The organism is Nonomuraea sp. NPDC050310, assembly GCF_040655795.1.
In the GTDB taxonomy this organism is placed as follows: domain Bacteria; phylum Actinomycetota; class Actinomycetes; order Streptosporangiales; family Streptosporangiaceae; genus Nonomuraea.
Window position 1 is genome coordinate 122,867 of the sequence record NZ_JBFAKP010000021.1, and the last position, 21,705, is coordinate 144,571.

At 74.1% G+C, this 21,705-nt stretch carries 23 protein-coding genes; 12 read left to right on the forward strand and 11 right to left on the reverse strand.

The window, feature by feature from the left end; all coding sequences use genetic code 11:
- Positions 1 to 129: 129 nt before the first annotated feature.
- Both AB0I67_RS34590 and AB0I67_RS34595 read left to right on the forward strand, forming a co-directional pair.
- A complete protein-coding gene (locus AB0I67_RS34590) occupies positions 130 to 795 on the forward strand; it encodes a response regulator transcription factor (RefSeq protein WP_357932474.1) in 666 nt (221 codons plus the stop codon).
- Entirely contained in the window at positions 792 to 1,892 is a 1,101-nt protein-coding gene (locus AB0I67_RS34595) for an ATP-binding protein (RefSeq protein ID WP_357932476.1), read from the forward strand. Before AB0I67_RS34590 ends, AB0I67_RS34595 begins: the two co-directional genes overlap by 4 nt.
- A 6-nt stretch (positions 1,893 to 1,898) precedes the next feature.
- Here the strand turns inward: AB0I67_RS34595 and AB0I67_RS34600 are convergent, their stop codons facing one another.
- Positions 1,899 to 2,855 (reverse strand): helix-turn-helix domain-containing protein, encoded by a 957-nt coding sequence (locus tag AB0I67_RS34600; RefSeq protein WP_357932478.1) that lies wholly within the window; start codon positions 2,853 to 2,855, stop codon positions 1,899 to 1,901.
- 114 nt (positions 2,856 to 2,969) lie between these two features.
- On the opposite strand from AB0I67_RS34600, the gene AB0I67_RS34605 reads away from it, so the two are divergent.
- The 5 genes from AB0I67_RS34605 (at position 2,970) to AB0I67_RS34625 (ending at position 9,612) form a co-directional block, all read left to right on the forward strand.
- Positions 2,970 to 3,902 carry an NADP-dependent oxidoreductase gene (locus AB0I67_RS34605; RefSeq protein ID WP_357932481.1) on the forward strand — a complete coding sequence of 311 codons (933 nt, stop codon included), beginning with the start codon at positions 2,970 to 2,972 and terminating at the stop codon, positions 3,900 to 3,902.
- 59 nt (positions 3,903 to 3,961) lie between these two features.
- On the forward strand, positions 3,962 to 4,381 hold the full coding sequence (locus AB0I67_RS34610) for a DNA-binding protein (RefSeq protein WP_357932483.1): 420 nt from the start codon (positions 3,962 to 3,964) through the stop codon (positions 4,379 to 4,381).
- Positions 4,382 to 4,492: 111 nt separating this feature from the next.
- Positions 4,493 to 5,944 carry a serine hydrolase domain-containing protein gene (locus tag AB0I67_RS34615; RefSeq protein WP_357932485.1) on the forward strand — a complete coding sequence of 484 codons (1,452 nt, stop codon included), beginning with the start codon at positions 4,493 to 4,495 and terminating at the stop codon, positions 5,942 to 5,944.
- A 78-nt stretch (positions 5,945 to 6,022) separates the two neighbouring features.
- A complete protein-coding gene (locus tag AB0I67_RS34620) occupies positions 6,023 to 7,843 on the forward strand; it encodes an ABC transporter ATP-binding protein (protein ID WP_357932488.1) in 1,821 nt (606 codons plus the stop codon).
- Positions 7,840 to 9,612, forward strand: a complete 1,773-nt coding sequence (locus tag AB0I67_RS34625; RefSeq protein ID WP_357932490.1) for an ABC transporter ATP-binding protein — start codon at positions 7,840 to 7,842, stop codon at positions 9,610 to 9,612. The genes AB0I67_RS34620 and AB0I67_RS34625 overlap by 4 nt, the downstream gene beginning before the upstream one ends.
- On the opposite strand, the gene AB0I67_RS34630 is transcribed toward AB0I67_RS34625, so the two are convergent.
- Entirely contained in the window at positions 9,595 to 10,047 is a 453-nt protein-coding gene (locus tag AB0I67_RS34630) for a MarR family transcriptional regulator (protein ID WP_357932493.1), read from the reverse strand. The genes AB0I67_RS34625 and AB0I67_RS34630 overlap by 18 nt on opposite strands.
- Before the next feature lie 131 nt (positions 10,048 to 10,178).
- Between AB0I67_RS34630 and AB0I67_RS34635 the strand changes: the two genes are divergently transcribed.
- Positions 10,179 to 10,523, forward strand: coding sequence for a multidrug efflux SMR transporter (locus tag AB0I67_RS34635; RefSeq protein ID WP_357932496.1), 345 nt, complete (start codon positions 10,179 to 10,181; stop codon positions 10,521 to 10,523).
- Between the two features lie 29 nt (positions 10,524 to 10,552).
- On the forward strand, positions 10,553 to 10,873 hold the full coding sequence (locus tag AB0I67_RS34640) for a multidrug efflux SMR transporter (protein WP_357932499.1): 321 nt from the start codon (positions 10,553 to 10,555) through the stop codon (positions 10,871 to 10,873).
- Between the two features lie 11 nt (positions 10,874 to 10,884).
- On the opposite strand, the gene AB0I67_RS34645 is transcribed toward AB0I67_RS34640, so the two are convergent.
- Entirely contained in the window at positions 10,885 to 11,799 is a 915-nt protein-coding gene (locus AB0I67_RS34645) for an alpha/beta fold hydrolase (RefSeq protein ID WP_357932501.1), read from the reverse strand.
- Positions 11,800 to 11,880: 81 nt separating this feature from the next.
- Between AB0I67_RS34645 and AB0I67_RS34650 the strand changes: the two genes are divergently transcribed.
- Positions 11,881 to 12,471, forward strand: coding sequence for a TetR family transcriptional regulator (locus AB0I67_RS34650; RefSeq protein ID WP_357932504.1), 591 nt, complete (start codon positions 11,881 to 11,883; stop codon positions 12,469 to 12,471).
- Here the strand turns inward: AB0I67_RS34650 and AB0I67_RS34655 are convergent.
- Together AB0I67_RS34655 and AB0I67_RS34660 are read right to left on the reverse strand one after the other, a co-directional pair.
- Positions 12,458 to 13,291, reverse strand: a complete 834-nt coding sequence (locus AB0I67_RS34655; RefSeq protein ID WP_357932507.1) for a pyridoxamine 5'-phosphate oxidase family protein — start codon at positions 13,289 to 13,291, stop codon at positions 12,458 to 12,460. The genes AB0I67_RS34650 and AB0I67_RS34655 overlap by 14 nt on opposite strands.
- A gap of 2 nt (positions 13,292 to 13,293) precedes the next feature.
- Positions 13,294 to 13,740 carry a VOC family protein gene (locus AB0I67_RS34660; protein WP_357932510.1) on the reverse strand — a complete coding sequence of 149 codons (447 nt, stop codon included), beginning with the start codon at positions 13,738 to 13,740 and terminating at the stop codon, positions 13,294 to 13,296.
- 82 nt (positions 13,741 to 13,822) lie between these two features.
- Between AB0I67_RS34660 and AB0I67_RS34665 the strand changes: the two genes are divergently transcribed.
- Positions 13,823 to 14,353, forward strand: a complete 531-nt coding sequence (locus AB0I67_RS34665) for an ABATE domain-containing protein (RefSeq protein ID WP_357932513.1) — start codon at positions 13,823 to 13,825, stop codon at positions 14,351 to 14,353.
- Positions 14,354 to 14,362: 9 nt separating this feature from the next.
- Here AB0I67_RS34665 and AB0I67_RS34670 read toward each other — a convergent pair whose 3' ends face one another.
- Entirely contained in the window at positions 14,363 to 15,316 is a 954-nt protein-coding gene (locus AB0I67_RS34670; protein ID WP_357932516.1) for a helix-turn-helix domain-containing protein, read from the reverse strand.
- 72 nt (positions 15,317 to 15,388) lie between these two features.
- On the opposite strand from AB0I67_RS34670, the gene AB0I67_RS34675 reads away from it, so the two are divergent.
- Positions 15,389 to 15,715, forward strand: a complete 327-nt coding sequence (locus AB0I67_RS34675) for a cupin domain-containing protein (protein ID WP_357932519.1) — start codon at positions 15,389 to 15,391, stop codon at positions 15,713 to 15,715.
- A gap of 4 nt (positions 15,716 to 15,719) precedes the next feature.
- Here the strand turns inward: AB0I67_RS34675 and AB0I67_RS34680 are convergent, their stop codons facing one another.
- Genes AB0I67_RS34680 through AB0I67_RS34700 form a run of 5 tightly spaced genes read right to left on the reverse strand, consistent with a single transcriptional unit; the run spans position 15,720 to position 21,702 of the window.
- Positions 15,720 to 16,838, reverse strand: a complete 1,119-nt coding sequence (locus AB0I67_RS34680) for a BMP family ABC transporter substrate-binding protein (RefSeq protein ID WP_357932522.1) — start codon at positions 16,836 to 16,838, stop codon at positions 15,720 to 15,722.
- Positions 16,839 to 16,845: 7 nt separating this feature from the next.
- On the reverse strand, positions 16,846 to 17,790 hold the full coding sequence (locus tag AB0I67_RS34685; protein WP_357932525.1) for an LLM class flavin-dependent oxidoreductase: 945 nt from the start codon (positions 17,788 to 17,790) through the stop codon (positions 16,846 to 16,848).
- Positions 17,787 to 18,830 carry an oligopeptide/dipeptide ABC transporter ATP-binding protein gene (locus AB0I67_RS34690; protein WP_357932528.1) on the reverse strand — a complete coding sequence of 348 codons (1,044 nt, stop codon included), beginning with the start codon at positions 18,828 to 18,830 and terminating at the stop codon, positions 17,787 to 17,789. Before AB0I67_RS34690 ends, AB0I67_RS34685 begins: the two co-directional genes overlap by 4 nt.
- The gene (locus AB0I67_RS34695) at positions 18,827 to 20,761 is read right to left on the reverse strand and encodes a dipeptide/oligopeptide/nickel ABC transporter permease/ATP-binding protein (RefSeq protein WP_357932531.1); all 1,935 of its coding nucleotides are present in this window, start codon (positions 20,759 to 20,761) and stop codon (positions 18,827 to 18,829) included. Before AB0I67_RS34695 ends, AB0I67_RS34690 begins: the two co-directional genes overlap by 4 nt.
- Positions 20,758 to 21,702 (reverse strand): ABC transporter permease, encoded by a 945-nt coding sequence (locus tag AB0I67_RS34700; RefSeq protein WP_357932534.1) that lies wholly within the window; start codon positions 21,700 to 21,702, stop codon positions 20,758 to 20,760. Before AB0I67_RS34700 ends, AB0I67_RS34695 begins: the two co-directional genes overlap by 4 nt.
- Positions 21,703 to 21,705 lie beyond the last annotated feature (3 nt).

Genomic DNA, 21,705 nt, shown 5'->3' on the forward strand with positions numbered 1-21,705 from the left:
CCCTCGATGTGGCCGTCAGGGCGGCCAGCTCACCAAGCGGGCCGTCTGCCGGGCGTCGCGGAAAATCCATACGCTCGCCATAGGCCCGGCCTGCTGGACTGGGCGCGGCCGGAACGAGGGGTGGCGCGGGTGCGGGTGCTGGTGGTCGAGGACGAGCCCTACCTGGCCGAAGCCCTGCAGGCGGGCCTGCGCCGCGAGGCGATGGCCGTCGACGTGGCGCTGGACGGCGACGCGGCGCTGGAACGGCTCGCGGTGCACGACTACGACGTGGTCGTGCTCGACCGCGACCTGCCCGGCGTGCCCGGCGACGACATCTGCCGGACGCTGGCCGTCCTGAAGCCCGGGTGCCGGATCCTGATGCTGACGGCGGCGGCGCGGCTGGACGACAAGGTGGCCGGGCTGGAGCTGGGCGCCGACGACTACCTGGCCAAGCCGTTCGACTTCCCCGAGCTCGTCGCCCGGCTCCGGGCGCTGCAGCGGCGGGCGGCCCCCGCGACGCCGCCGGTGCTGGAGCACGCCGGGCTGCGGCTGGACCCGTTCCGGCGCGAGGCCTACCGGGACGGGCGCTACCTGCGGCTGACCCGCAAGGAGTTCGGGGTCCTGGACCTGCTGATGCGGGCGGCGGGCGGGGTGGTGAGCGCCGAGCGCCTGCTGGAGAAGGTCTGGGACGAGCACGCCGACCCCTTCACCAACGCGGTGCGGATCACCGTCTCCACGCTGCGCCGCAAGCTCGGCGACCCGCCCCTGATCCACACCGAGACGGGGGTCGGCTACCGGCTGGGCGGGCGGCCGTGAGCCGGTTCACCGTCCGCACCCGGCTCACCCTCGTCCACGGCGGGCTGTTCGTGGTGGCGGGGACGGCCCTGGTGGCCTTCGTCTACCTGCTGATGCGGTTCGCGCCGCGCTATGTCTTCCCCACGCCGGCGGCGGAGGAGGGCGGGGCGCGGGTCCCCACGCCGATGCCCACCGCCGCCGCCCCGCTGGACATCAGCGACAAGGAGGACGTGCTCCGCACCCTGCTGCTGTTCAGCGGGCTCGGGCTGGCCGTGCTCGGCGTGGCGGCCCTCGCGCTGGGCTGGTGGATCTCCGGGCGGGTGCTGGCGCCGCTGCACGACATCACCGCCACGGCGCGCGCGGTCGCCTCCGGCAACCTGCACGAACGCATCGGCCTCCAGGGGCCCGCCGACGAGCTCAAGCACCTGGCCGACACCTTCGACGCCATGCTCGCCCGCCTCGACGCGGCCTTTGAGGCCCAGCGCCGGTTCACCGCCAACGCCTCGCACGAGTTGCGCACGCCGCTGGCCACCACGCGGACCATGCTCCAGGTCGCGCTCGCCGACCCCGAGGGCCAGGACCTGCCGGAGCTCGGGCGGCGGCTGCTGGAGACCAACCAGCGCAGCATCGACATCACCGAGGCCCTGCTGACGCTCACCCGCGCCGACCACGGCCTGACCGCCGCGGGCCCCGCCGACCTGGCCCGGCTGGTCGCCGAGGTGGTCGCCGCCGTCGATCCGGGCGACGTCACGCTCACCACCTCGGTACGGCCCGCCACCGTCGTCGGCGACGCCACCCTGCTCCGCCAGCTCGTCGGCAACCTCGTGACCAACGCGGTGCGGCACAACCACCCCGGCGGCCGGGCCGAGGTGCGCCTCACCCAGGACTCCTTCGCGACCCGGCTGACCGTGACCAACACCGGCCCGCTCCTGTCGGCCGCCGACCTCGCGCTGATCGTCGAGCCCTTCCACCGCCTGGCCCCCCGCACCGCACGAACGGCCGGGCACGGTCTCGGCCTGCCGATCGTGCGCTCCATCGTCGAAGCCCACCGCGGGGTCCTCGCGATGCGCCCGGTGCCGGGCGGCGGCCTGGAGGTGACCGTGACGCTGCCCGGCTGATCGGTCTCAGCCGGCGCGGAAGGACTGGCGGTAGGCCGAGGGCGGGACGCCGATGGCGGTGGCCAGGTGCTGGCGCAGCGAGGCGGCCGTGCCGAAGCCGGCCAGGGCGGCGACCTGGTCGACCGGCAGGTCGGTGGTCTCCAGGAGGCGGCGCGCGTGCTCGACCCGCTGCCGGGTGAGCCACTGGCCGGGCGGCAGGCCGGTCTCGTCGCGGAAGCGGCGGCAGAAGGTCCGGACGCTCATGCCGGCGTTGGCCGCCAGTTCGGCCAGGGTCAGCGGCCGGTGCAGCTCCCGCAGCGCCCAGACGCGGGTGGCGGAGGTGGTGGCGGCCGCGGGCTCGGGCACGGGGCGCTCGATGTACTGCGCCTGGCCGCCCTCTCGCCACGGGGGCACCACGCACAGGCGGGCCACCCGGTTGGCGACCTCGCTGCCGTGGTCGCGGCGGACCAGGTGCAGGCAGAGGTCGATGCCCGCGGCGACGCCCGCGGCGGTGAGGATCCGCCCCTCGTCGACGAACAGCACGTTCGCGTCGACCTGGACCCGCGGGAAGGACCGCTGGAAGTGCTCGGCCTCGTTCCAGTGCGTGGTGGCGGGCCGGTCGTCGAGCAGTCCGGCGGCGGCCAGGACGTAGGAGGCCGTGCAGATCGAGACGATGCGCGCACCGGCCGGCACCAGCGCCAGCGCGTCGCGCAACGAGTCGGGCAGCCAGTCGCGCTCCACCCCCGGGCCGCAGGCGAACGGCGGGATGACCAGGGTGTCGGCCGAGCGGAGCGCCTCGGCTCCGTGCGCGACGGTGATGGCGAAGTCGGCGCTCGTGGTGACCGGCCCGCCGTCCAGGCTGCAGGTGGTGACCTCGTAAAGCGGCTCGCCGTCGAGACCGGCGGCGGTGCCGAAGATCCGCACCGGGATGCTGAGCTCGAACGGATAGACCCCGTCGAGGGCGAGGACACGAACACGATGCATGGCACGATCCTTGCACATGTTGTCACTCTTGCCACTCGTGGGCCGGGGCCGGAGCGCGAGAGCCTGGACCTCGCCGGGCCGCCAGGGCCCGGCCGGAGAAGGCAGGAGATGACGATGCGCGCGATCGGCCAGGACGGGTTCGGCGGTCCCGAGGTGCTGAAGGTGATCGAGGTGGAGCGGCCGGAGCCCGGCCCGGCGGAGGTGCTGGTGCGGGTGCACGCGGCCGGGGTCAACCCGACCGACTCCTGGCACCGGGGAACCGGCGGGCTGGCCGGCGCGGTGGTGCCGCTCGGCTGGGACCTGTCCGGCGTGGTCGAGGCCGTGGGGCCGGGGGTGCCCACGCTCGCCCCCGGCGACGAGGTGTTCGGGATGCCGCGCCACCCGCTTCCGGCGGGCACGTACGCCGAGTACGTGACCTCCCCGGCCCGGCACCTGGTCCGCAAGCCCGCGACGCTGACCCACGAGCAGGCCGCGGCGCTGCCGCTGGCCGCGCTCACCGCCTGGCAGGCCCTGGTGGACGTGGCCGAGGTGCGGGCGGGGCAGCGGGTCCTGGTGCACGCGGCGGCGGGCGGGGTCGGGCACCTCGCCGTCCAGATCGCCAAGGCGCGCGGTGCGCACGTGATCGGCACCGCGCGTACGGCGAAGCACGAGTTCCTGCGTGGGCTCGGGGCGGACGAGCTGATCGACTACACCGAGACCGACTTCGAGACGGTCGTGGAGCCGGTGGACGTGGTGGTCGACGCGATCGGCGGTGCGTACGGGCCGCGTTCGCTGCGGGTTCTGCGGCCGGGCGGCATCCTCGTCTCGCTCGCCTCACCGGCCGAGGCCTACCTGGCCGAGGAGGCCGCCGCGGTGGGCCGGCGTGCGGTGTTCATGATCGTGGAGCCCGACCAGGCGGGGATGCGGCAGGTGGCCGAGCTGGTGGAGGCGGGGCTGCTCCGCCCCGAGGTCGACCGGGTGCTTCCGCTGGAGCGGGCGGGCGAGGCTCACGAACTCAGCGATGCCCGCCGTACCACGGGGAAGATCGTCTTGAGCACGATCCGTTGAACAGTTTGTTTAAAACGTTCTGTTGACATCAGAGTGTGTGGCCCGGCAGGGTGGTCCCCATGTCCGATCCCTTCACCGCGCCGCACCCCGAGCAGGCCCGCGCGCAACGCGTGCACGCCTCCCTCCTCCGGATCGCCGAACGGCACGCCGCCACCGCCGAGCAGCGTCACCGGCAGGTCCACCCCTCCGTCCTCGCCCCGCACGAGGCCGTCCGGCTCGTGTCGTTCCTGCTCAGCGGGGCCGCGAAGCTCGACGCGGACGAGCCGGAGGTGGACCACGCCGACGTCACCGCGGCGCTGAGCCTCGTCCCGCTGGTCCGCGGGGAAATGGACGCGCTGGAGGCGGCGCTGCTGCAGATGGCGCGCGGGCGCGGCATGACCTGGCAGGAGATCGCCTTCGGGCTCGGGCTGGGTACGGCACAGGCCGCCCGGCAACGCGCCGAACGCCTCGCCGACCGGGCCCTGTCCGAGGATTCCTAGACCGACCCTACGAAAGTCGTGCCGGGGTCCAGACGATCGTGCACTGTGCCCTACCTGGGCGAACTCCTACCTTCTCACTCATCGGGCGGACATGACGAAAGGAACCCCCCCATGAGGATGAAGAAGGTCGCGGCTGCGGCCGGTGCGGTGCTGGCGCTGGGACTCACCGCCGGACCGGCCGCGGCGGGAGCGCCGGCGGGCGGGGAGCTGAGCGCGGGCGTGATCGACGCCTACGTGCGCGGCTATGCGGAGCGGACGGGGTTGCCGGGTGCCGTGGTCGCCGTCACCAAGGGCGACCAGGTGGTGCACGTCGCGGGCTATGGCCGCACCGCCGCAGGTGAGCCGTTCACCCCCACCACCCGGGTGCCGCTCGCCTCGCTCTCCAAGTCGTTCACCGCCTTGGGAGTGCTGCGGCTGGCCGAGGAGGGTCGGATCGGGCTGGACGTGCCGGTGCGGAGCTACCTGCCCGAGTTCACCTTGGACGACCCGCGGGCCGCGAAGATCACCGTGCGCCAGTTGCTCCAGCAGACTTCGGGGATGAGCGACCGGAGCTTCCCCGAGCTCACGCTCGACGCGCCGGACACGCTGAAGGACGCCGTCGCGATGATGCGCACCGCGCCGCTCGCCGCCGACCCCGGAGCCAGGATGGCCTACCACAACCCCAACTTCGCCGTCGCGGCGCGGCTGGTCGAGGTGGTCGCCCAGCGGCCGTTCGCCGACTACATGGCGGCCACCGTGTTCGGGCCGCTCGGCATGACGTCGACCCGGACCGTTAACACCACCGCCGACCTGCCCGGCCGGGGCGCCGGCTACATCCGGGCCTACGGGCAGCTCATCCCGCGGGCGCAGCCGAAGTGGTTCGTCAACGGCGGCGCGGGCGTCGTCAGCACCGCCGACGACCTGGCCCGCTGGCTCATCGCGCAGCACGGCGGCAGCCGTACGCTGCCGGAAGGCATCCGGAAGACCATGCAGACCCCCTCTGGCGTGGACGGCAGCACCTACGCCATGGGCTGGGGCGCCGGGACCACCCCCGGGGGAGCGGCGCAGCTCCGGCACACCGGCTGGCTGCTCACCCACAACGCCGCCCAGACCCTCCTGCCCGGCAGCGGGTACGGCATCGCCGTCGTCACCAACACCGGGATGGTCGCGGGCGACGACGCCCTGCTGATCTCCGACGGCCTGATCGACCTCCTCGAAGGCCGCCCCGACAGCGGGCTGGAGCCTTTGAGCCTGACCGCCGACCTCTGGCTGGCCGGCCTGACCGTCCTCACCCTCGCGCTGGGCGTCCTGGGCGTCGTCCGCAGCGCACGCTGGTCGCGCCGCCGCCAGAGCAAGGCCCCCTGGCGCACGATCGTGCGGCTCCTGCCGTACGGCCTGCCGATCGCCTTCTTCCTCGGCCTCGCCGGACTGTTCGGCCTGGTCATGAACCGCGCCGGCACCCTGGACCAGATCACCTACGTGTGGCTCGCCCTCTACATCTGGGCCGCCACCACCGCCCTCACCGCCACCGCCGTCCTGTCCACCCGGATCTTCCACCTCATCCGCGCGCGGCGGAGCCTGTGAGTCCGATCACAAAGGGGTCGGCGGGTGGATTCGCGGCTGGGAGGATCGGGTGCCTACCTAGCGGCGGGTGCGTGACGGATGGCTGGTGTTCGGGAGTGGCTGGACAGGACGAGCGAGACGTGGACGCCTCCGGGTCCGAGTGAGGTGGGCGGGCCGTTCCGGTTTCTGTTCTGGCTGGTGCGGGAGCAGGGGCGGCGGGTGGTGCTGGGCGGGGTGCTGGGCACGTGCTCGATGCTCGGGCTGGTGGTGGGGCCGTGGGTGCTGGCCAGGGTGGTGGACGAGGGGCTGGTCGCGGGGGATACGGGCGCGCTGGTGGGGTGGACGCTGGTGCTGCTCGTGGTCGGGGTGCTGAACGCGGTGGTGGGGATCGGGCGGCACCGGACGATGACCAAGATCCGGATGGACGCGTCGTTCCGGGCGATCCGGGCCACGGTGTGGCAGACGTCCCGGCTGGGCGCCTCGCTGGCGCGGCGGGTGGACGCGGGTGAGGTGGTGACGGTGGGCATCGCCGACGTCCAGACGGTGGCGCAGGCGTTGACGGTCACCGGGCCGGGGATCGGGGCGGTGGTGGCGTACTCGGTGGTCGCGGTCGCGTTGTTCGCGATGTCGCCGGTGCTGGCGGCGGTGGTGCTGGCCGGGGTGCCGCTGCTGGCCATGGCGGTCGGGCCGTTCCTGCACCGCATCGAGCGGACGAGCGGGGACTATCGGGCGCACCAGGCGGGGCTGACCACGCGGCTGGTGGATGTGCTGGCCGGGCTGCGGGTGCTCAACGGGCTGGGCGGGAAGGCGTTCGTGGCCGAGCGGTACGGCCGGCAGTCGCGGGACCTGGTGCAGCGGGGGTACCGGGTTGCCGGGCCGGCGAGCTGGGTGGGCGCGTTGGCAGGGGGCTTGCCGGCGTTGTTCGTGGCGGCCGTGGTGTGGTTGTCGGCCCGGCTGGCCGCGACGGGGGAGATCTCGATCGGGGACGTCGTTGGGGTGTACGGGTATGTCGCGGCGTTGATCATCCCGGTGTCGTCGCTCATCGAGGGGGGCGGGGACCTTGCCCGGGCCCGGGTGGCCGGGGGGCGGATCGTCGGCCTGTTGAACCTGCCGGTGCCCAAGGAGGGGGCTGGGGGTGCGCCGGCGGGGTGCGGGCCGTTGGCGGATCCTGGCTCGGGGGTGATCGTGCGGCCGGGGGTGTTCACGGCGCTCGTCGCGGCTCGGCCGGGGGAGGCGGTGGCGGTGATCGAGCGCCTTGGGCGGGTGGACGAGGCAGCGGCGCCTTCCGATCGGCTCAGAGAGGGGCGGCCTGGGCGCGGCGATGCTGCGGGGGGTGTGACGTGGGCGGGGGTGCCGGTTGGGGAGGTGGCGCGGGAGGAGTTGCGGAGTCGGCTGCTCGTGGCGGACAACGACGCCGAGGTGTTCGCCGGTACGGTCCGGGACGTGGTGGCGGGGCGGCTGGAGGCGGATGACGGGCGGATCCGGGCGGCGCTTCGTGTCGCGGTGGCCGAGGATGTCGTGGAGGCGTTGCCCAGGGGTCTGGACGCCACGGTTGCCGCCGGGGGGAGTGACCTGTCCGGTGGGCAGCGGCAGCGGCTTCGGTTGGCTCGGGCGGTGTATGCCGGTCCTGATGTGCTGCTGGCGGTTGACCCGACTTCTGCGGTGGACGCCACGACTGAGGCGGCCATGATCGAGCGGCTTCGGGAGGTGCGGCGGGGGTTGACCACGGTGGTCACGACGAGCTCGCCGCTGGTGCTGGCTCGGGCCGATGAGGTGGTCGTGCTGGAGGACGGGTACGTGGCGGCGGTGGGGACGCATGCTGAGCTGCTGCGAGGTGACCCCGCCTATCGGGCCCTCGTCTCCCGCGCGCAAGACACCGAGGAACTCCGGGACGCTCAGGACGCTGGGGCGGGGCGATGAGTGGGGGGCTGCCGGTGGCGGGGGTGGCCGCGGTTCGGGGGGCGGCGGTGCGGGATCTGCGCGCCGATCGTGGAGCCGTGGTGGCGCTCGTGCTGGTCAGCGGGCTGGCTTCTGCGGCCGGGTTGCTGGGGCCGTGGTTGCTGGGCGGGATCATCGACACGATCCAGGCCGGTTCCGGTCCCGGTTCCGGTGGTGTGGTGGGGGTGGTGGATCGGCTGGCGCTGGGGGTGGTGCTGTGCACCGTGGCGCAGGTCGTCCTGCGGTGGTGGGCGCTCAAGATCGGCTATCGCTTCGGTGAACGGACCGCGGCGCGGGTGCGGGAACGGTTCCTGACCCGGGCTCTGGCCCTGCCCCCTCGGGCGGCGGATCAGCTGCCGCTCGGTGACCTGATCGCCCGGGGGAGCACGGACGCCTCCCTGGTGGCCGCGGTGCTGCGGTCGGCGGTGCCTGAGGTGCTGGTGGCGGTGGTGCACGCCGTACTGCTCATCGTCGCGGTGCTCGTGCTGGACCCGCTGCTCGGGCTGTGCGGGCTCGGCTGCCTGCTGGGCGTGGGAGCGGCGGTGCGGTGGTACCTGCGCCGGGCCCGGCCCGCCTACCTGGCGGTGGCCGACTCGGGGGCCGAACTGGCCGAGGTGATCACGAGCACCGCCCGGGGAGCGCGGACCGTCGACCTGCTCGGGCTGCGGCACCGCCGTACCCAGGTGACGGAGGCCGCGCTGGCGCAGGCCCGGTCGGCCCGGCTGGGTGCGCTGTGGTTGCGCACGGTGCTGTTCCCCTGGGCGGACGTGTCGTTGGTGGTGCCGGTGGCCGGGGTGCTGCTGGCCGGTGGCGCCCTCTACAGCGGCGGGGTGGTCAGTCTCGGCGCCGTGGTGACGGCCACCGTCTACCTCCGCCAGCTCTCCGGCCCGCTGGACACGCTGATGCTCTGGATCGAACAGCTCCAGGGCGCGGGCGCCTCCTATGCCCGTGTCGAAGGGCTCGCCGCCCTGCCCGGCGAGGAACCGCCGGCACCCCCGCGCGAGCCGGAGGGCGGCGACCGGATCCAGGTGGCGAACGCGCACTACAGCTACACCGGCCGCCGCGACGTCCTGCGCGGCATCGACCTCGTCGTCCGGCCCGGCGAGCGGCTGGCCGTCGTGGGCACGTCGGGGGCGGGCAAGACGACGCTGGCCCGCCTCCTGGCCGGGCTCGACCGCCCGCACACCGGGTCGGTGACCATCGGCGGCACGGTCGTGGCCGATCTGCCGCCCGAGCGGCTGCGCGAGCACGTCGTGCTGATCACCCAGGACTATCACGTCTTCCACGACACCGTCCGCGACAACCTGCGGCTCGCCCGCCCGGAGGCCACCGACGAGGAACTGCGCGCCGCCCTGGAAGCCGTCGGCGCCACGTGGCCGGCCGGCCTGCCGTACGGGCTGGACACCGAGCTCGGCCGCGATCTGCACCTCGACGCCGCCGGCGCTCAACACCTCTCGCTGGCGCGCGTCGTCCTGGCCGATCCGCACACGGTGATCCTGGACGAGGCCACCGCCCAGCTCGACCCGAGGACGGCCCGGCGCACCGAGCGGTCCCTGGCCGCCGTCCTGCGCGGCCGGACGGTCATCGCCATCGCGCACCGCCTGCAGACCGCGCACGACGCCGACCGGATCGCGGTCATGGAAGCCGGCCGGCTCGTCGAGCTCGGCACGCACGACGAGCTGGTCAGCGCGGGCGGCGTGTACGGCAAGCTCTGGCGGACCTGGCAGTCGGCCTCACCGGACGGTCTCTAGCGCCGCGCCCACCTGCAGCCGCAGGTCGCCGAGCGCGGAGGCGAGCTCCGGGTCGGCCTGTCCCGCCTCGTGCAGGGCGGCGCTCAACGTCTCGGCGTAGGTACGGCTCGCCTCGGCGTGCCGCGCGCGACCGGCCTCGGTGATGACCGTGTAGACGCCGCGCTTGTCGTCCGGGCACACGTCGCGGTAGGTGAGCTCGGCCGCGTTGAGCCGGGCGACCAGGCGGGTCACCGAGCTCTGGTTGAGCCCGATCCGGTCGGCCAGCTCCTGCATGCGCAGCTCGCCCTTGGGGGCGGCGGCCAGGTGCTCCAGGGCGCGGTACTCCGACAGGCCGATGCCGTGCCGGCGCTGCACCGCCGTACCGAGCCTGCCCTCGACGCGGGCGTGCAGCAGCAGGACGTGGTGCCAGGTCGCGACGGGTGCTGCGGAAGCCATGGGGATCCTCCAGGCGCTGGGGCGTCCGGTCCGTCATCCGGACCGGCTTGACAAGAAGATACATGTACATACATGCTCTTGCCCAGCCCAACTGTTTGCAGATACATGCAAATTCCTGAGGAGTCTCCCCGATGCCCTGGATCTACCTGCTCATCGCGGCCGTTTTCGAGGTCGTCTTCGCCCTGGGCACCAACGCCACCGAGGGCTTCACCCAACTGGGCCCGTCCCTGCTCACCGCGGCCGCGGCGGCCGGCGGGATCTTCTTCCTGAGCCTGGCGCTGAAGACCCTGGACGTCGGCGTGGGCTACACCATCTGGACCGGCATCGGCTCGGTCGGCACCGTCGTCCTGGGCTCGGTGATCTTCGACGAGGAGATCACCATCTGGAAGGCGCTGGCCTTCGTCCTCATCATCGGCGGCGTGCTGGGCCTCAAGCTCTCCGACCGCCGGCCCGCCGCCGAGCCGTCCGCCGCCTGATCACCCCCACGAGCTGAAGGAACACCGTCATGGCCTGGATCTACCTCTCCATCGCGATCGTCTTCGAGATCGGCTTCGCGCTCGGCACCAACGCCACCCAGGGCTTCACCCGGCTCTGGCCCTCGATCTTCACCCTGCTGGCCGCCGCGGGCGGGATCTTCACCCTGAGCCTGGCGCTGAGGACGCTGGACGTCAGCGTCGGCTACACCATCTGGACCGGGGTCGGCTCCATCGGCACCGTCGTGCTCGGCGCGCTGCTCTACAAGGAGAAGATCACCCTCGCCAAGCTCGGCTCGTTCGCCGCGATCATCGGTGGCGTCGCGCTGCTCAAGATCGCCGCGGGCATCTGAGCTGGGCGGCCTCAGCCGGCGTCGACCTCTTCCACGAAGGCGAGTACCCGGGCGTTCACCCGCTCGGGGAACTCGCCGTTGATCGCGTGGGAGGCGTCCGGCCACAGCTCGACGACGCCGTGCGGGAGCAGGCGCCGGGCGCGCAGGGCGGCCTTGCGCGGGTCGTGGATGATGCTGCGCCCGGCGATCAGGGCCAGCACCGGCACGCCGGCCCCCGCCACCTGCTCGTCGGAGGGGTAGCTCGGCGGCGGCAGGAACGCGGTGAAGTCCCGCATCCCGGCCGAGATCAGGTCGGCGACCGGCTCGTCGCCGGAGGCGTCCGCGCCGCCGGAGATCCAGCTCAGCAACCTGCGCCGCCACGACTCGGGGAAGGACGGCACCACCGAGCCCAGCGAGACGACCACCACCTTCCAGGTGATCCGGCCGAAGAGGTGGGCGGGGTCCAGCACGCTCACCGAGGCGACCCGCTCCGGAGCGCGCAGGGCCAGGTGGAAGGCGCTCCAGCCGCCGATCGACACCCCCAGCAGGTGCACCCGCTCCTCGTCCAGGGCGGCCAGCACCTCGGCCAGCCAGGTGGCCTGGTCGTCGGAGCCGGTGAACGGCCGGGTCTGCACCGACAGGCCGGGCTCGCCGAGCAGGTCGATCGCGTACACCGGCCTCCGGGCGGCTAGAGCGGCCAGGTTGGGCTCCCACATCGGGGTCGCCGCGGTACGGCCCGGCAGCAGCAGGAGCGGCACGCCGTCGCCGGCGCCGAAGCGATAGACCCGGACCGTCCCGAACTCGGTGGAGACGTCTCGCGTGGAGCCGGGCACGGGCAGGCCGCGCATCGCCCGGTCGTAGGCGCTCCGGTAGCGCGCGAAGGCGGCCGCGTCACGGAAGTGGCCCAGCCGCCGCTCGCGGAAGGCGGCTCCGATGTTGGGTTCCACGATGAACCCTCCCTTTTGGCAATACGATCGTATAGCAACACCGTCACGATACACTCGTATCGCCAAGAAGGGGGACCGGGCATGCCGAAGCAGGTCGACCACGCGGCGCGGCGTGCGGAGATCGCCCAGGCCGCGCTGCGGCTGTGCGCGCGGGAGGGCCTCGCCGAGGTGAGCATCGGGCGGGTCGCGCAGGAGGCCGGTATCTCCAAGGGCCTCGTCCAGCACTACTTCGCCGCCAAGGCCGACCTGCTGCGGGCGAGCGCCCATCTGCTGCGGCAGGAGATCGAGCAGCATTTGCGCGCGGCGTCGCGGGAGGCCGACGGGCCGGCCGACACGCTGCGCCGTACCCTCCTGGGGGTGGTCGAGCTCGGCGCACAGGCGCCCCTGCTCCTGCTCGCCGGGCACGCCTTCTTCGCGCGGGCCGCCGCCGACCCCGAGGTCCGCGGGCTGTACCGCACCGGTGGCGACATGCTCCACCGCGAGGTCGCCCAACTCGTCGCCGCCGCGGCCCCGGACGCCGACGCCTCGGCCGAGGCCCACGTGCTGCTCGGCGTCGCGCGCGGTCTCGGTGACAGCGTGCTCGTCGGCGAGCTGAGCGTCGCGGAGGCCACCACGATCCTCGACCACCAGCTCCGCCGGCTGAACCGCCCGGCGGGGGTCAGCGGGGATTGAAGGGGGAGTACTCGGGCGGGCTCCAGCGCAGCGGGCTGGCGCCGGAGGTCTCCACGACCCGCTCGACCTCCAAGGTCACCATGCGCTCCGCGCCGCTCCAGTCGGCCCGGGCCCGCCCGCGAACCTCCAGGGTGTGGCCGTTCGACCAGTCCACGAACAGCAGCGCGGCGGCCGGCTCCAGCTCCAGGTTCCCCAAGGTCAGGAACATGAAGTTGCCCGGGTAGTCGAGCCACCGCACCACGCCGTCGGCCGCCGTCACGAAGCCGGGCATGCCGCCCCGATGGGAGGCGTCGGCGCCGTGACCGGGGGCGTGCGTGGCGATGAAGAAGGTGTCGGCCGCCGCGATCCACTCGCGGTGACGCCAGGCGAGCGCGGCGTGCTCGCTCGTCCGGTACGGCTCGCCCGCCACGACGCCGGTGATCCGCCGGTCCTGGAGGTACTTGGGGCAGTTGGAGATCACCTGGTCGGTCTGCACGAGCAGCACGTCCCCCTCCCGACGGGCCCGGCCGTTGACGCGCATGCGCCGCCGGGTCCACGGCTCGATCGCCAGCAGGCCGATCTCCCCGTCGAGGTCGAAGGGGAGAACTGCCTCCACCGCGAGCAGGCGCGGGCCGAGTGGCCGGACGAAGCCGGGCTCACCGGTGAGCAGGCCCGCCCGCAGGCCGCCGTCCGGGCCGGGAGCGCCCACGACCAGCATGCGCTGGTGGCGCAGGAACTCCTGCGCGACCGGCGGCAGCTCGGCCCGCGCCCGCGCCGAACCGAGCGGCTTGCGCACGCCGGCCCGGCGCTGCGCGGCCTCCTCGCCGGGATGCGCGCCCATGGCTAGAAGAACCCGCAGGTCGGCGCCTCGTCGTGCGGGGCGGGCGCGGACAGGCCCTCGGTCACGTACAGCTCCAGCCGGGTGCCGTCCGGGTCCTCGAAGAACAGCCCGCCCGACTCGGCGCCCTCGCGATGGGCCGCCAGGCCGTCGTGGCGGACGTGCGCGCCGAGCGTGCGCAGCTTGGCGAGCGTCTCTTCGAGCTCGGCCACGCCCGGCGCCTCGAACGACAGGTGGTGCAGCCCCGGCCGGTCGGTGGCGAAGCGGCCCTCGCTCTGCTGCCAGAGCGTGAGCACGAGCTGCCCGCCCCGGCCGAGCCGGGCATAGCTCCAGCCGTCGCCGTCGGTCCGTCCGGCCAGGTCGAAGCCGAAGACCTGGCGGTAGAAGTCGATCGAGCGGTCGAGGTCGGTGACGTTCAGCCCGACGTGGCCGGTCTGGAATGCGGTCGCCATGGGCGACTCCTCTCTAATGAATGAGCGCCTCATTTGACCATTAGTGAGCTAACGTGTGCAAGTCCGGGATAGCATTAGTTTCGTGGTGCATCTCGCCGTCGCCCTCGCCAACACCGTCCGCGCCTCCACGGGAGACGCGCTGGCCGGTCCTGACGGGCTGGCCGCCTGGTTGCGCGAGGTCCGGCCGCGGTTGCGCACGCCCGTGACCGAGGCCGACCTGGACGCGATCACCGAGCGGGACGCCGCCGCGGCTCGCCGGGTGCGTGACGCCGTCCGCGCCCTGATGGCCGGCGCCGCCGAGCCGGACGGGCACGTCGCCGAGCTCAACGCGGCCTGCCGGGCCGCGCCGCGCTGGCACGAGCTGGTGTGGGGCGAGCCGCCGGCCCTCGCCACCCGTACGGCCCAGCCCGCCGTGCCGTCCGCGCTCGCCGAGGTGGCCGAGCAGGCGATCCTGCTGCTGTCGGGGCCCGACCGCGAGCTGGTCCGGCCGTGCGGCGCGCCCGGGTGCGTGCAGTTCTTCCTGAAGGAGCATCCGCGCCGGGAGTGGTGCTCGGCCGGCTGCGGCAACCGGGTCCGGGTGGCCCGCCACTACGCCCGCAGCCGCGAGCGCTGATCACCTGCTTCAGCGGGAGCCGAAGGAGCGGCGGTAGGCGGCGGGCGTGGTGCGCACCAGGGTGTGGAAGCGCCTCCGCAGGTTCGCCGCCGAGGCCAGGCCGACGCGGGTCGCGATCGTCTCCACCGGCAGATCGGTCTCCTCCAGCAGCACCCGGGCCGCCGCGACCCGCTGCTGCAGCACCCACCGGCCTGGACTGAGACCGACCTGGTCGGCGAACCGGCGCGCGAGCGTGCGCGGCGCGAGACCGGCCCGGGCGGCCAGGTCCTCGACGGTCAACGGCAGGTGTAGCCGCTCGCCCGCCCAGTCCAGCAGCGGCGCCAGCGACCCCGGCGGGTGCGCGGCGGGTCTCTCCGCCGGGCCGTACTGCAACTGGCCGCCCTCGCGGTGCGGCGGCATGACCATGTGCCGGGCGACGTGCGCGGCGTAGGCGGCCCCGTGGTCGGCGCGGGCCAGGTGCAGGCACAGGTCGATGCCCGCGGCGGTGCCCGCGCTGGTGGCCACGTCGCCCAGGTCGGCGTAGAGCGTGTCCGGCTCGACCCGCACGCGGGGGAAGCGCGAGGCCAGCTCGCCGGCCAGCCGCCAGTGGGTGGTGGCCCGGCGGCCGTCGAGCAGGCCCGCCTCGGCCAGCAGGAACGCCCCGGAGCAGATCGCCACGATGCGGGCGCCGCGCGCGTGCGCCTGCCGTACCGCGTCGAGTACGGCAGGCGGAGCCGGTCGCGCCCGCTGGTGCCAGCCGGGCACGACGACGGTCCGCGCGGTGCCGAGCGCGTCGAGCCCCGCGCCGACCAGCATGTCGTACCCCGCCAGCGTGGCCACCGGGCCCGGCCGTTCCGCGCACACCGAGAAGGCGTAGCGGCCGGGCAGCCCGGGCCGTTCCATCCCGAAGACCTCCGCCGCGCACGCCAGCTCGAACGTCGACTGCGGCGGCAGGACCAGCGCGACCACCTGGTGAACGGCCATGGCAAGAAAGTACCTGAACAGGGCAATCCTGACACTCACCGCCGGCTCGCCCGGGCGACGACGATGCTGGACATGACGCGAGACTCTTTTGACGACGTCCAGATCCTCAACGTCGACGACGTCGAGCCGGTCGAGGTCGTCCCCGGCATCGTCCGGCGCCGACTGCCGGCCACCGCGTGGGCCCGTGGCTGGATGTACGACTTCGCGCCCGGCGCCGAGTGGCCCGAGGACGACGTGCACGAGGGCGAGGAGCGCTACTACGTGCTCTCGGGCGAGTTCCTCGACCGGGGACGGCGGCTCGGGCCGGGCAGCTACGTCGTCTTCGCCCCCGGCAGCCGGCACCGCCCCCGGACCGAGACCGGTGCCCGCATGCTGGGCATCAGCATCCTCACGCCGTGAGGGCCTACAGGGCGCGGGACTCGGCGTCCTGCTCCAGCCACGCCTGGAGCGGGTCGACGCTGCCGGTGATCGCCTCGTGGAACCAGGCGAACTGGCGGGAGGTCAGGTAGGCCTCGGCGCGGGTGAGCTCGGGCTCCGGATCGGGCCCCTCGTACAGGTCGGCGATCGACCGGCCGGCCGGCACGACCACGACGCCCCGGTGGTCGCGGATCGGGCCCTGCCAGAGGTCCAGCTCGCCCGCGCGCAGGGCCCGGGCGGCCTCGACGGCCCGCTGGGCGGCGGCGTGCGGCACCACCGCGGCGGGCGGGGTGTTGCGGACCACGCCGTCGCGGGCCCGCAGGTAGGCGTGCCGGGCCCGCCAGGTGCCGTCCTGGACGGCCCGCACCTCCCGCAGGTAGAACGGCGCCCAGTCGATGTAGGCCACGTCGAGCACCGCGCTCTGCCCGGCCGAGCGCAGGTCGCGGCCCATCGACCACAGGCCGCGCTCGGAGGCCAGCCGGGTGATGGTCGGCATCTCGGTGAGGGTGCCGCCGAAGGTGTCCACGCCGAGCGCGACCAGCTCGTCCACCGCCGCCGTCTCACGCTCGGCCTGGTCGTCGGCGAAGTAGCTGCCGACCCAGCGGTCGTGGATGACCGCCGTGGGGTTGACCGCCCGCACGCCGATCGCCCAGGCGTTGACGATCTGCAGGTCGAGCGGGCCGGGCGTGCCGCCGATCACGCCCAGCACGCCGGTCCTGGTCATCGCCCCGCACAGCAGCCCCGACACGTAGGCGTGCTCGTCGCGGGCCTCGCGGTAGGTGCCGAAGTTGGGCGCCAGATCCACGCCCTGGTTGTGCATGAACCGGGTGCCGGGGAAGCGCCCGGCGACCGGGAGGACCTCCAGCCCGCCCCGGGTGTCGCAGGCGAAGACCAGGTCGAAGCCGCGTTCGGCGAAGTCGGTGGCCGCCGCGGCGAACCCCTCGGCGCGGCCGACGCCGTCGGCGACCTCGGTGTGGACGGCGGCGCCGAGCTCGGCCTCGACGGCCTGGCGGGCCTGCTCGTGGCCGTGCAGCCAACTGCTGATCCGGTCGCCCACCTTGGCGCGGTGGATCCAGCCGACGCGGACCGGCGAAGAAGTAGTCATGACGTCCTCAGGTAGTGGGGGTGAACTGGGGGGCCAGCAGCCGGCCGCCGTCGTCGAAGAGGGCCGAGGCCGAGATCTCGACGACGTCCGCGCCGCTGTGCTCGCGCAGCCGGTCGAGCGCCGTGCGCAGCTCGGGGCGGGGCGCGACCAGGGTGAACTGGGGCAGCAGGTCCGGGGGCACCAGGGCGGCGGCCCGGTCCAGCGAGCCGCCGCCGAACAGCTCCCGCTTGACCGCCTCGACCAGCGCGGCGTCGATGCCGGCCGCCTCGCGGTACTCCTCGCGCAGGTTGCCGAGCTCCAGGGCGACGCGGATCAGGCCGTCGCGGGTGCTCGCCGTACCGTCGCCTCCGTAGGCGACGCTCAGGCCGAGGGTGACCGGGCGGTCCATCGCCGCGCGCAGCTTGGCGGTCACCTCCGGCAGCAGGGCGTGCGGGACCCCGGACAACAGCAGGCCGTCGGCGTGCCGCAACGCCATCGCGGCCATCGCCGGGCCCTTGGTGGCCACCCAGGTCTCAGCACCGGGGCACAGCTCGCCGATCACCCGCAGGCTCTCCTGGACGGCGGCGATCGGGCGGTGGGCGACGGCGCCGCCGCCGGACAGGATGCGTTCGCCGCCTCTGGCCAGCACCACGAAGGCCCGGCCGCCGGTCAGCTCGCGCAGCGTGCGCAGGGCGTTGGCGGTGGTGGCGGGGGTCCGGGTGAACGGGTTGGTCACCAGGCCGAGGCGGATGTGCCGGGTGGTGCGGGCCGTCGCGCCGAGCATCACCCACTGGTCGCGGCCGTCGAGCCCGCGGTCGGCCAGGTGGAAGCGCCCGAACCCGTGCCGGTCCGCGGCCTCGGCCCGGTTGGCCCCCGCATCGGTCGGACTGTCCGCCAGCATCACCCCGGCAAGCCCAGGAGCAAGCCCTGGGAGCCCTGCTGGCAGCCCTGCGTCCATGGGTTCCCGGCTCATGCGGGCTCCTTCCCCGTGTCGGCGCCGCCCGCCAGGTGGCAGGCGGCCTGCGTCCCACCGGCCAGCTCGCGCAGGACCGGCACCTCGGTCCGGCACCGCTCGACCACCAGCGGGCAGCGCTGCTGGAACGCGCACCCGCTCACCACCTCCGCCCCGAGCGGCTCGGCGAGCGTGAACCGCCGCCGCTCGGCCCGCCGCCGCCGCTGCCGAGCCGGATCGGCCACCGGCGTGGCCTCCAGCAACATCCGGGTGTAGGGATGCACGGCCCGCCGGAAGACCTCCGCCACCGGCCCGATCTCCACGATCCGGCCGTGGAACAGCACCGCCAGCCGGTCGCTGACGTGCGCCACCACGTCCAGGTCATGGCCGATGAACAGGTACGACACCCCCAGCTCCGCCTGCACGTCGGCGAACAGGTTGATCACCTGCGCCTGCGTCGAGACGTCGAGCGCCGCCACCGGCTCGTCGCAGACGATGAGCCGGCCGCGACCGGCCAGGGCCCGCGCGATGGCGACGCGCTGCTGCTGCCCGCCGGAGAACTCGGCCGGGTAGCGGTGCCGGTGATCGGCGGGGATGCCCACCAGGTCCAGCAGCTCGGCCACCCGGGCGTCGGCGGTGGCCCCGCGCAGGCCCAGGTGCAGCCGGAGCGGCTCGGCGATCGCGTCGGCAATGGGGTGCGAGGGGTCCAGCGACGAGCCGGGGTCCTGGAAGACCGCCTGGATCTGCCGCCGCACCTCCTTCGGCATGCCGTTGGCGGCGCCGTACTCGTGCTCGCCGAAACCGATCGTCCCGGCGGTGGGCCGGTGCAGCCCGAGGACGGCCCGCCCGATGGTGGACTTGCCCGAGCCGGACTCGCCGACCAGGCCGAGGGTCGTGCCGGGCGGGACGGCGAAGGAGACCTCCTGCACCGCCCGCACCACCCCCGGCCGCCGGTACGGCAGGCCGCGGTGGGCGAAGTGCACCGACAGGTCCCGCACCTGGAGCAGGCCGGGGTCGACCCGCTCCTTGCCCGGCACGCCGGGCGCTCTGGAGGTGTTCACAGCCAAGGTGACTCCTGTGCTCGCAGGCAGCGCGATCGGTGATCGCCGCTGAGCGCGGTGGTCGGGATGGCGGCGGCCGAGCAGCCGGCCACCGCGTGGGCGCAGCGCGGCTCGAAGCGGCAGCCGCCGGGCCAGTGGCCGGGGGCGGGCACCGAGCCGGGGATGGTCGGCAGCCGGCGGCCGGTCAGGGCCGAGGGCCGGGCCCCGAGCAGGCCGTGGGTGTAGGGGTGGGCGGGCGAGCGGAAGAGCTGCTCGGCCGGGGCCTGCTCCACCAGCTCACCGGCGTAGGCGACGATGGTGCGGTCGCAGGCGTCGGCCACCACGCCCAGGTCGTGGGTGACCAGCAGCACGGCCATCCCGAACTCGGCCCGCAGGTCCAGGAGCAGGTCCAGGACCTGCTCGCGGACGCGGACGTCGAGCGCGGTGACCGGTTCGTCGGCGATGAGCAGCTTCGGGCGGCCGGCGACGGCCATCGCGATCATGGCGCGCTGGGCCATGCCACCGGAGAACTCGTGCGGGTACTGGCGGGCCCGGCGCGCGGGGTCGGGCACGCCCACCTTCTCCAGCAATGCGACCGCTTCGGCGCGGGCGGCGCGGGCGCTGTGGCCGGCCAGCCGCAGCGGCTCGGCGATCTGGTCGCCGATGCGCATGGTCGGGTTGAGGCTGGCCTGCGGGTTCTGGAAGATCATCGCCAGGTCGCGGCCGCGGAGGCGCTCCCATCGGGCTTCCGGGGCACCCACCAGCTCGGTGCCGGACAGTTCGACGGAGCCCGCGGTGATCCGCCGCGGCTCGTCGAGCAGGCCCATCAGCGCCAGCGCGATGGTGGACTTGCCGCAGCCGGACTCGCCGACCAGGCCGACCACCTCGCCCGCCTCCAGGTCGAAGGAGACGTCGGACACGATCGCCGCCGCCCCGGCCGTGACGGTAAGACCGCGCACCCGCAGCAACGGCGCGGCCCCCTCACCCTCCGGCTCGCGCACCTGCAGCGGAAGCGCGGTCCCCTCACCCTCCGGCGCGTGCACGTGCGGCGGGGGCGCAGGCGTGGCCGGCGGCGGTGCGGGGGTCTTGGCGGGCCGGGCGGCGCCGGGCTTGAGCGCGCCCAGCAGCCCGTCGCCGACCAGGTTGAGCGCCAGCACGGTCACCGTGATCGCCAGGCCCGGCCACACCACCAGCCACGTGTCGGCCCCCTCGATACTGGTGGCGGCCATCGCCAGCAGCGTGCCCCAGCTCACGTCGGGCGGCTGCGCGCCGAGCCCGATGAAGCTCAGCGACGCCTCGATGGTCAGCACCACCCCGCACTGCAGCGCGAGCTGCACCATGATCGGCCCGAGCGCGTTGGGCAGCACGTGCCGGCGGACGAGCCGCCACGTCGGCACCCCGATCACCTTCGCCGCCGCCAGATAGGTCTCCGCGCGGATCTCGGTGACCGCGTTGCGCGCCACCCGGATGAAGCCGGTGGAGAACACCAGCCCGAGCGCCGCCATCGACGGCCCGAGCCCGGTCCCCAGCACCGCGATCACCAGCATCACCAGGACCAACGCGGGAATGGCGAAGACCAGGTCGTTGAGCCGCATCACCAGCCGGTCGGGCAGCCCGCCGCGGAAGCCGGCCAGCAGCCCGATCGGCACCCCGATCACCACCGCGAGCCCCATCGCCTCGGCCACCGCCAGCAGCGAGATCCGGGTGGCGACCAGCATCCGGCTGAGCTCGTCGCGCCCAAGTTCGTCGGTGCCCAGCCAATGCTCGGCGCTCGGGCCGCCGAAGGCGGCGAGCAGGTCCTGCCGCTCGGGGTCGTACGGCGTGAGCCACGGCGCGAACAGCGCGACCAGCACCAGCAGCGCCAGATAGGCCGCGGCGACCAGCGCCCAGCGGTCGGCACGGAAGCGCCGCCACACCTGACCGGCCCGGCTCGCCGGAGCCGCGGCGCTCACGCCTGCCTCGCCTTCGGGTTGAGGGCCGACAGGCACAGGTCGACCGCCAGGTTGACCAGCACCACGACCACCACCAGGACCAGTGCCAGCCCGACCAGCAGCGGCACGTCGTGCTGCATGATCGCGTTGCTCATCGCCCCGCCGAGGCCGGGCAACGAGAAGACCTGCTCGACGATGAGCGAGGTGCCCAGCATGATCGCCACCCAGAAGCCGAGCTGGGTGACCACCGGCCCGGCCGCGTTGCGCAGCGCGTGCCGCCGGACGATCCGCCCGCGTGGCACGCCCTTGGCGCGAGCCGTACGCACGTAGTGGCTGTCCATCACCTCGGCGATCGAGGTCCGCATCTGCCGGGCCAGGGCCGCGGCCGGGGTCAGCCCCAGCGCGACCGCCGGCAGGACGAGCCCGGCCAGCCAGCCTCCCGCGTCCACGCCCGGCGGGACGTACCCGGTGGCCGGCAGCCAGCCCAGGCGCAGCGAGAACAGCGCGACCAGGATGAGCCCGAGCCAGAAGGCCGGGAAGGCGACCCCGACCGAGGCCCCGGCGGTGGCCAGCCGGTCCCACACCGAGCGGGGCCGCAGCCCGGCCAACACCCCGGCCGGCACGCCCAGCAGGCAGGCGACCACCGCACCGGCCGCGGTCAGCGACAACGTGACCGGCAGCCGGTCGGCGATGGTGCCCGCCACCGGCGCGCCGTCGACGAGGGAGCGGCCGAGGTCGCCGCGCACCGCGCCCAGCAGCCAGGACAGGTACTGGCTCGGCAGCGGGGCGTCCAGCCCCATCTTCTGGCGCAGCCTTTCCACCTGCGCGGCGTCGGCCTGCACGCCGGCCGCCGACTCCGCGGCGTCGCCCGGCACCAGGTAGGTGATCCCGAAGATCACCACCGACATCGCCAGCACGACCAGCGGCAGCGACACCAGCCGTTCGAGGAGGACCTTCCGCATCGA

Excerpts from the sequence above, each read along its gene's own strand:
- AB0I67_RS34605 (WP_357932481.1), top strand. The coding sequence starts at position 2,970 with ATGCGCGCGATCGGCCAGGACGGGTTCGGCGGTCCCGAGGTGCTGAAG.
- AB0I67_RS34625 (WP_357932490.1), top strand. The coding sequence starts at position 7,840 with ATGAGTGGGGGGCTGCCGGTGGCGGGGGTGGCCGCGGTTCGGGGGGCG.
- AB0I67_RS34640 (WP_357932499.1), top strand. The coding sequence starts at position 10,553 with ATGGCCTGGATCTACCTCTCCATCGCGATCGTCTTCGAGATCGGCTTC.
- AB0I67_RS34680 (WP_357932522.1), bottom strand. The coding sequence starts at position 16,838 with ATGACTACTTCTTCGCCGGTCCGCGTCGGCTGGATCCACCGCGCCAAG.
- AB0I67_RS34600 (WP_357932478.1), bottom strand. The coding sequence starts at position 2,855 with ATGCATCGTGTTCGTGTCCTCGCCCTCGACGGGGTCTATCCGTTCGAG.
- AB0I67_RS34630 (WP_357932493.1), bottom strand. The coding sequence starts at position 10,047 with ATGGCTTCCGCAGCACCCGTCGCGACCTGGCACCACGTCCTGCTGCTG.
- AB0I67_RS34660 (WP_357932510.1), bottom strand. The coding sequence starts at position 13,740 with ATGGCGACCGCATTCCAGACCGGCCACGTCGGGCTGAACGTCACCGAC.
- AB0I67_RS34700 (WP_357932534.1), bottom strand. The coding sequence starts at position 21,702 with ATGCGGAAGGTCCTCCTCGAACGGCTGGTGTCGCTGCCGCTGGTCGTG.
- AB0I67_RS34650 (WP_357932504.1), top strand. The coding sequence starts at position 11,881 with ATGCCGAAGCAGGTCGACCACGCGGCGCGGCGTGCGGAGATCGCCCAG.
- AB0I67_RS34610 (WP_357932483.1), top strand. The coding sequence starts at position 3,962 with ATGTCCGATCCCTTCACCGCGCCGCACCCCGAGCAGGCCCGCGCGCAA.
- AB0I67_RS34685 (WP_357932525.1), bottom strand. The coding sequence starts at position 17,790 with ATGAGCCGGGAACCCATGGACGCAGGGCTGCCAGCAGGGCTCCCAGGG.
- AB0I67_RS34655 (WP_357932507.1), bottom strand. The coding sequence starts at position 13,291 with ATGGGCGCGCATCCCGGCGAGGAGGCCGCGCAGCGCCGGGCCGGCGTG.
- AB0I67_RS34635 (WP_357932496.1), top strand. The coding sequence starts at position 10,179 with ATGCCCTGGATCTACCTGCTCATCGCGGCCGTTTTCGAGGTCGTCTTC.
- AB0I67_RS34670 (WP_357932516.1), bottom strand. The coding sequence starts at position 15,316 with ATGGCCGTTCACCAGGTGGTCGCGCTGGTCCTGCCGCCGCAGTCGACG.
- AB0I67_RS34615 (WP_357932485.1), top strand. The coding sequence starts at position 4,493 with ATGAGGATGAAGAAGGTCGCGGCTGCGGCCGGTGCGGTGCTGGCGCTG.
- AB0I67_RS34620 (WP_357932488.1), top strand. The coding sequence starts at position 6,023 with ATGGCTGGTGTTCGGGAGTGGCTGGACAGGACGAGCGAGACGTGGACG.
- AB0I67_RS34675 (WP_357932519.1), top strand. The coding sequence starts at position 15,389 with ATGACGCGAGACTCTTTTGACGACGTCCAGATCCTCAACGTCGACGAC.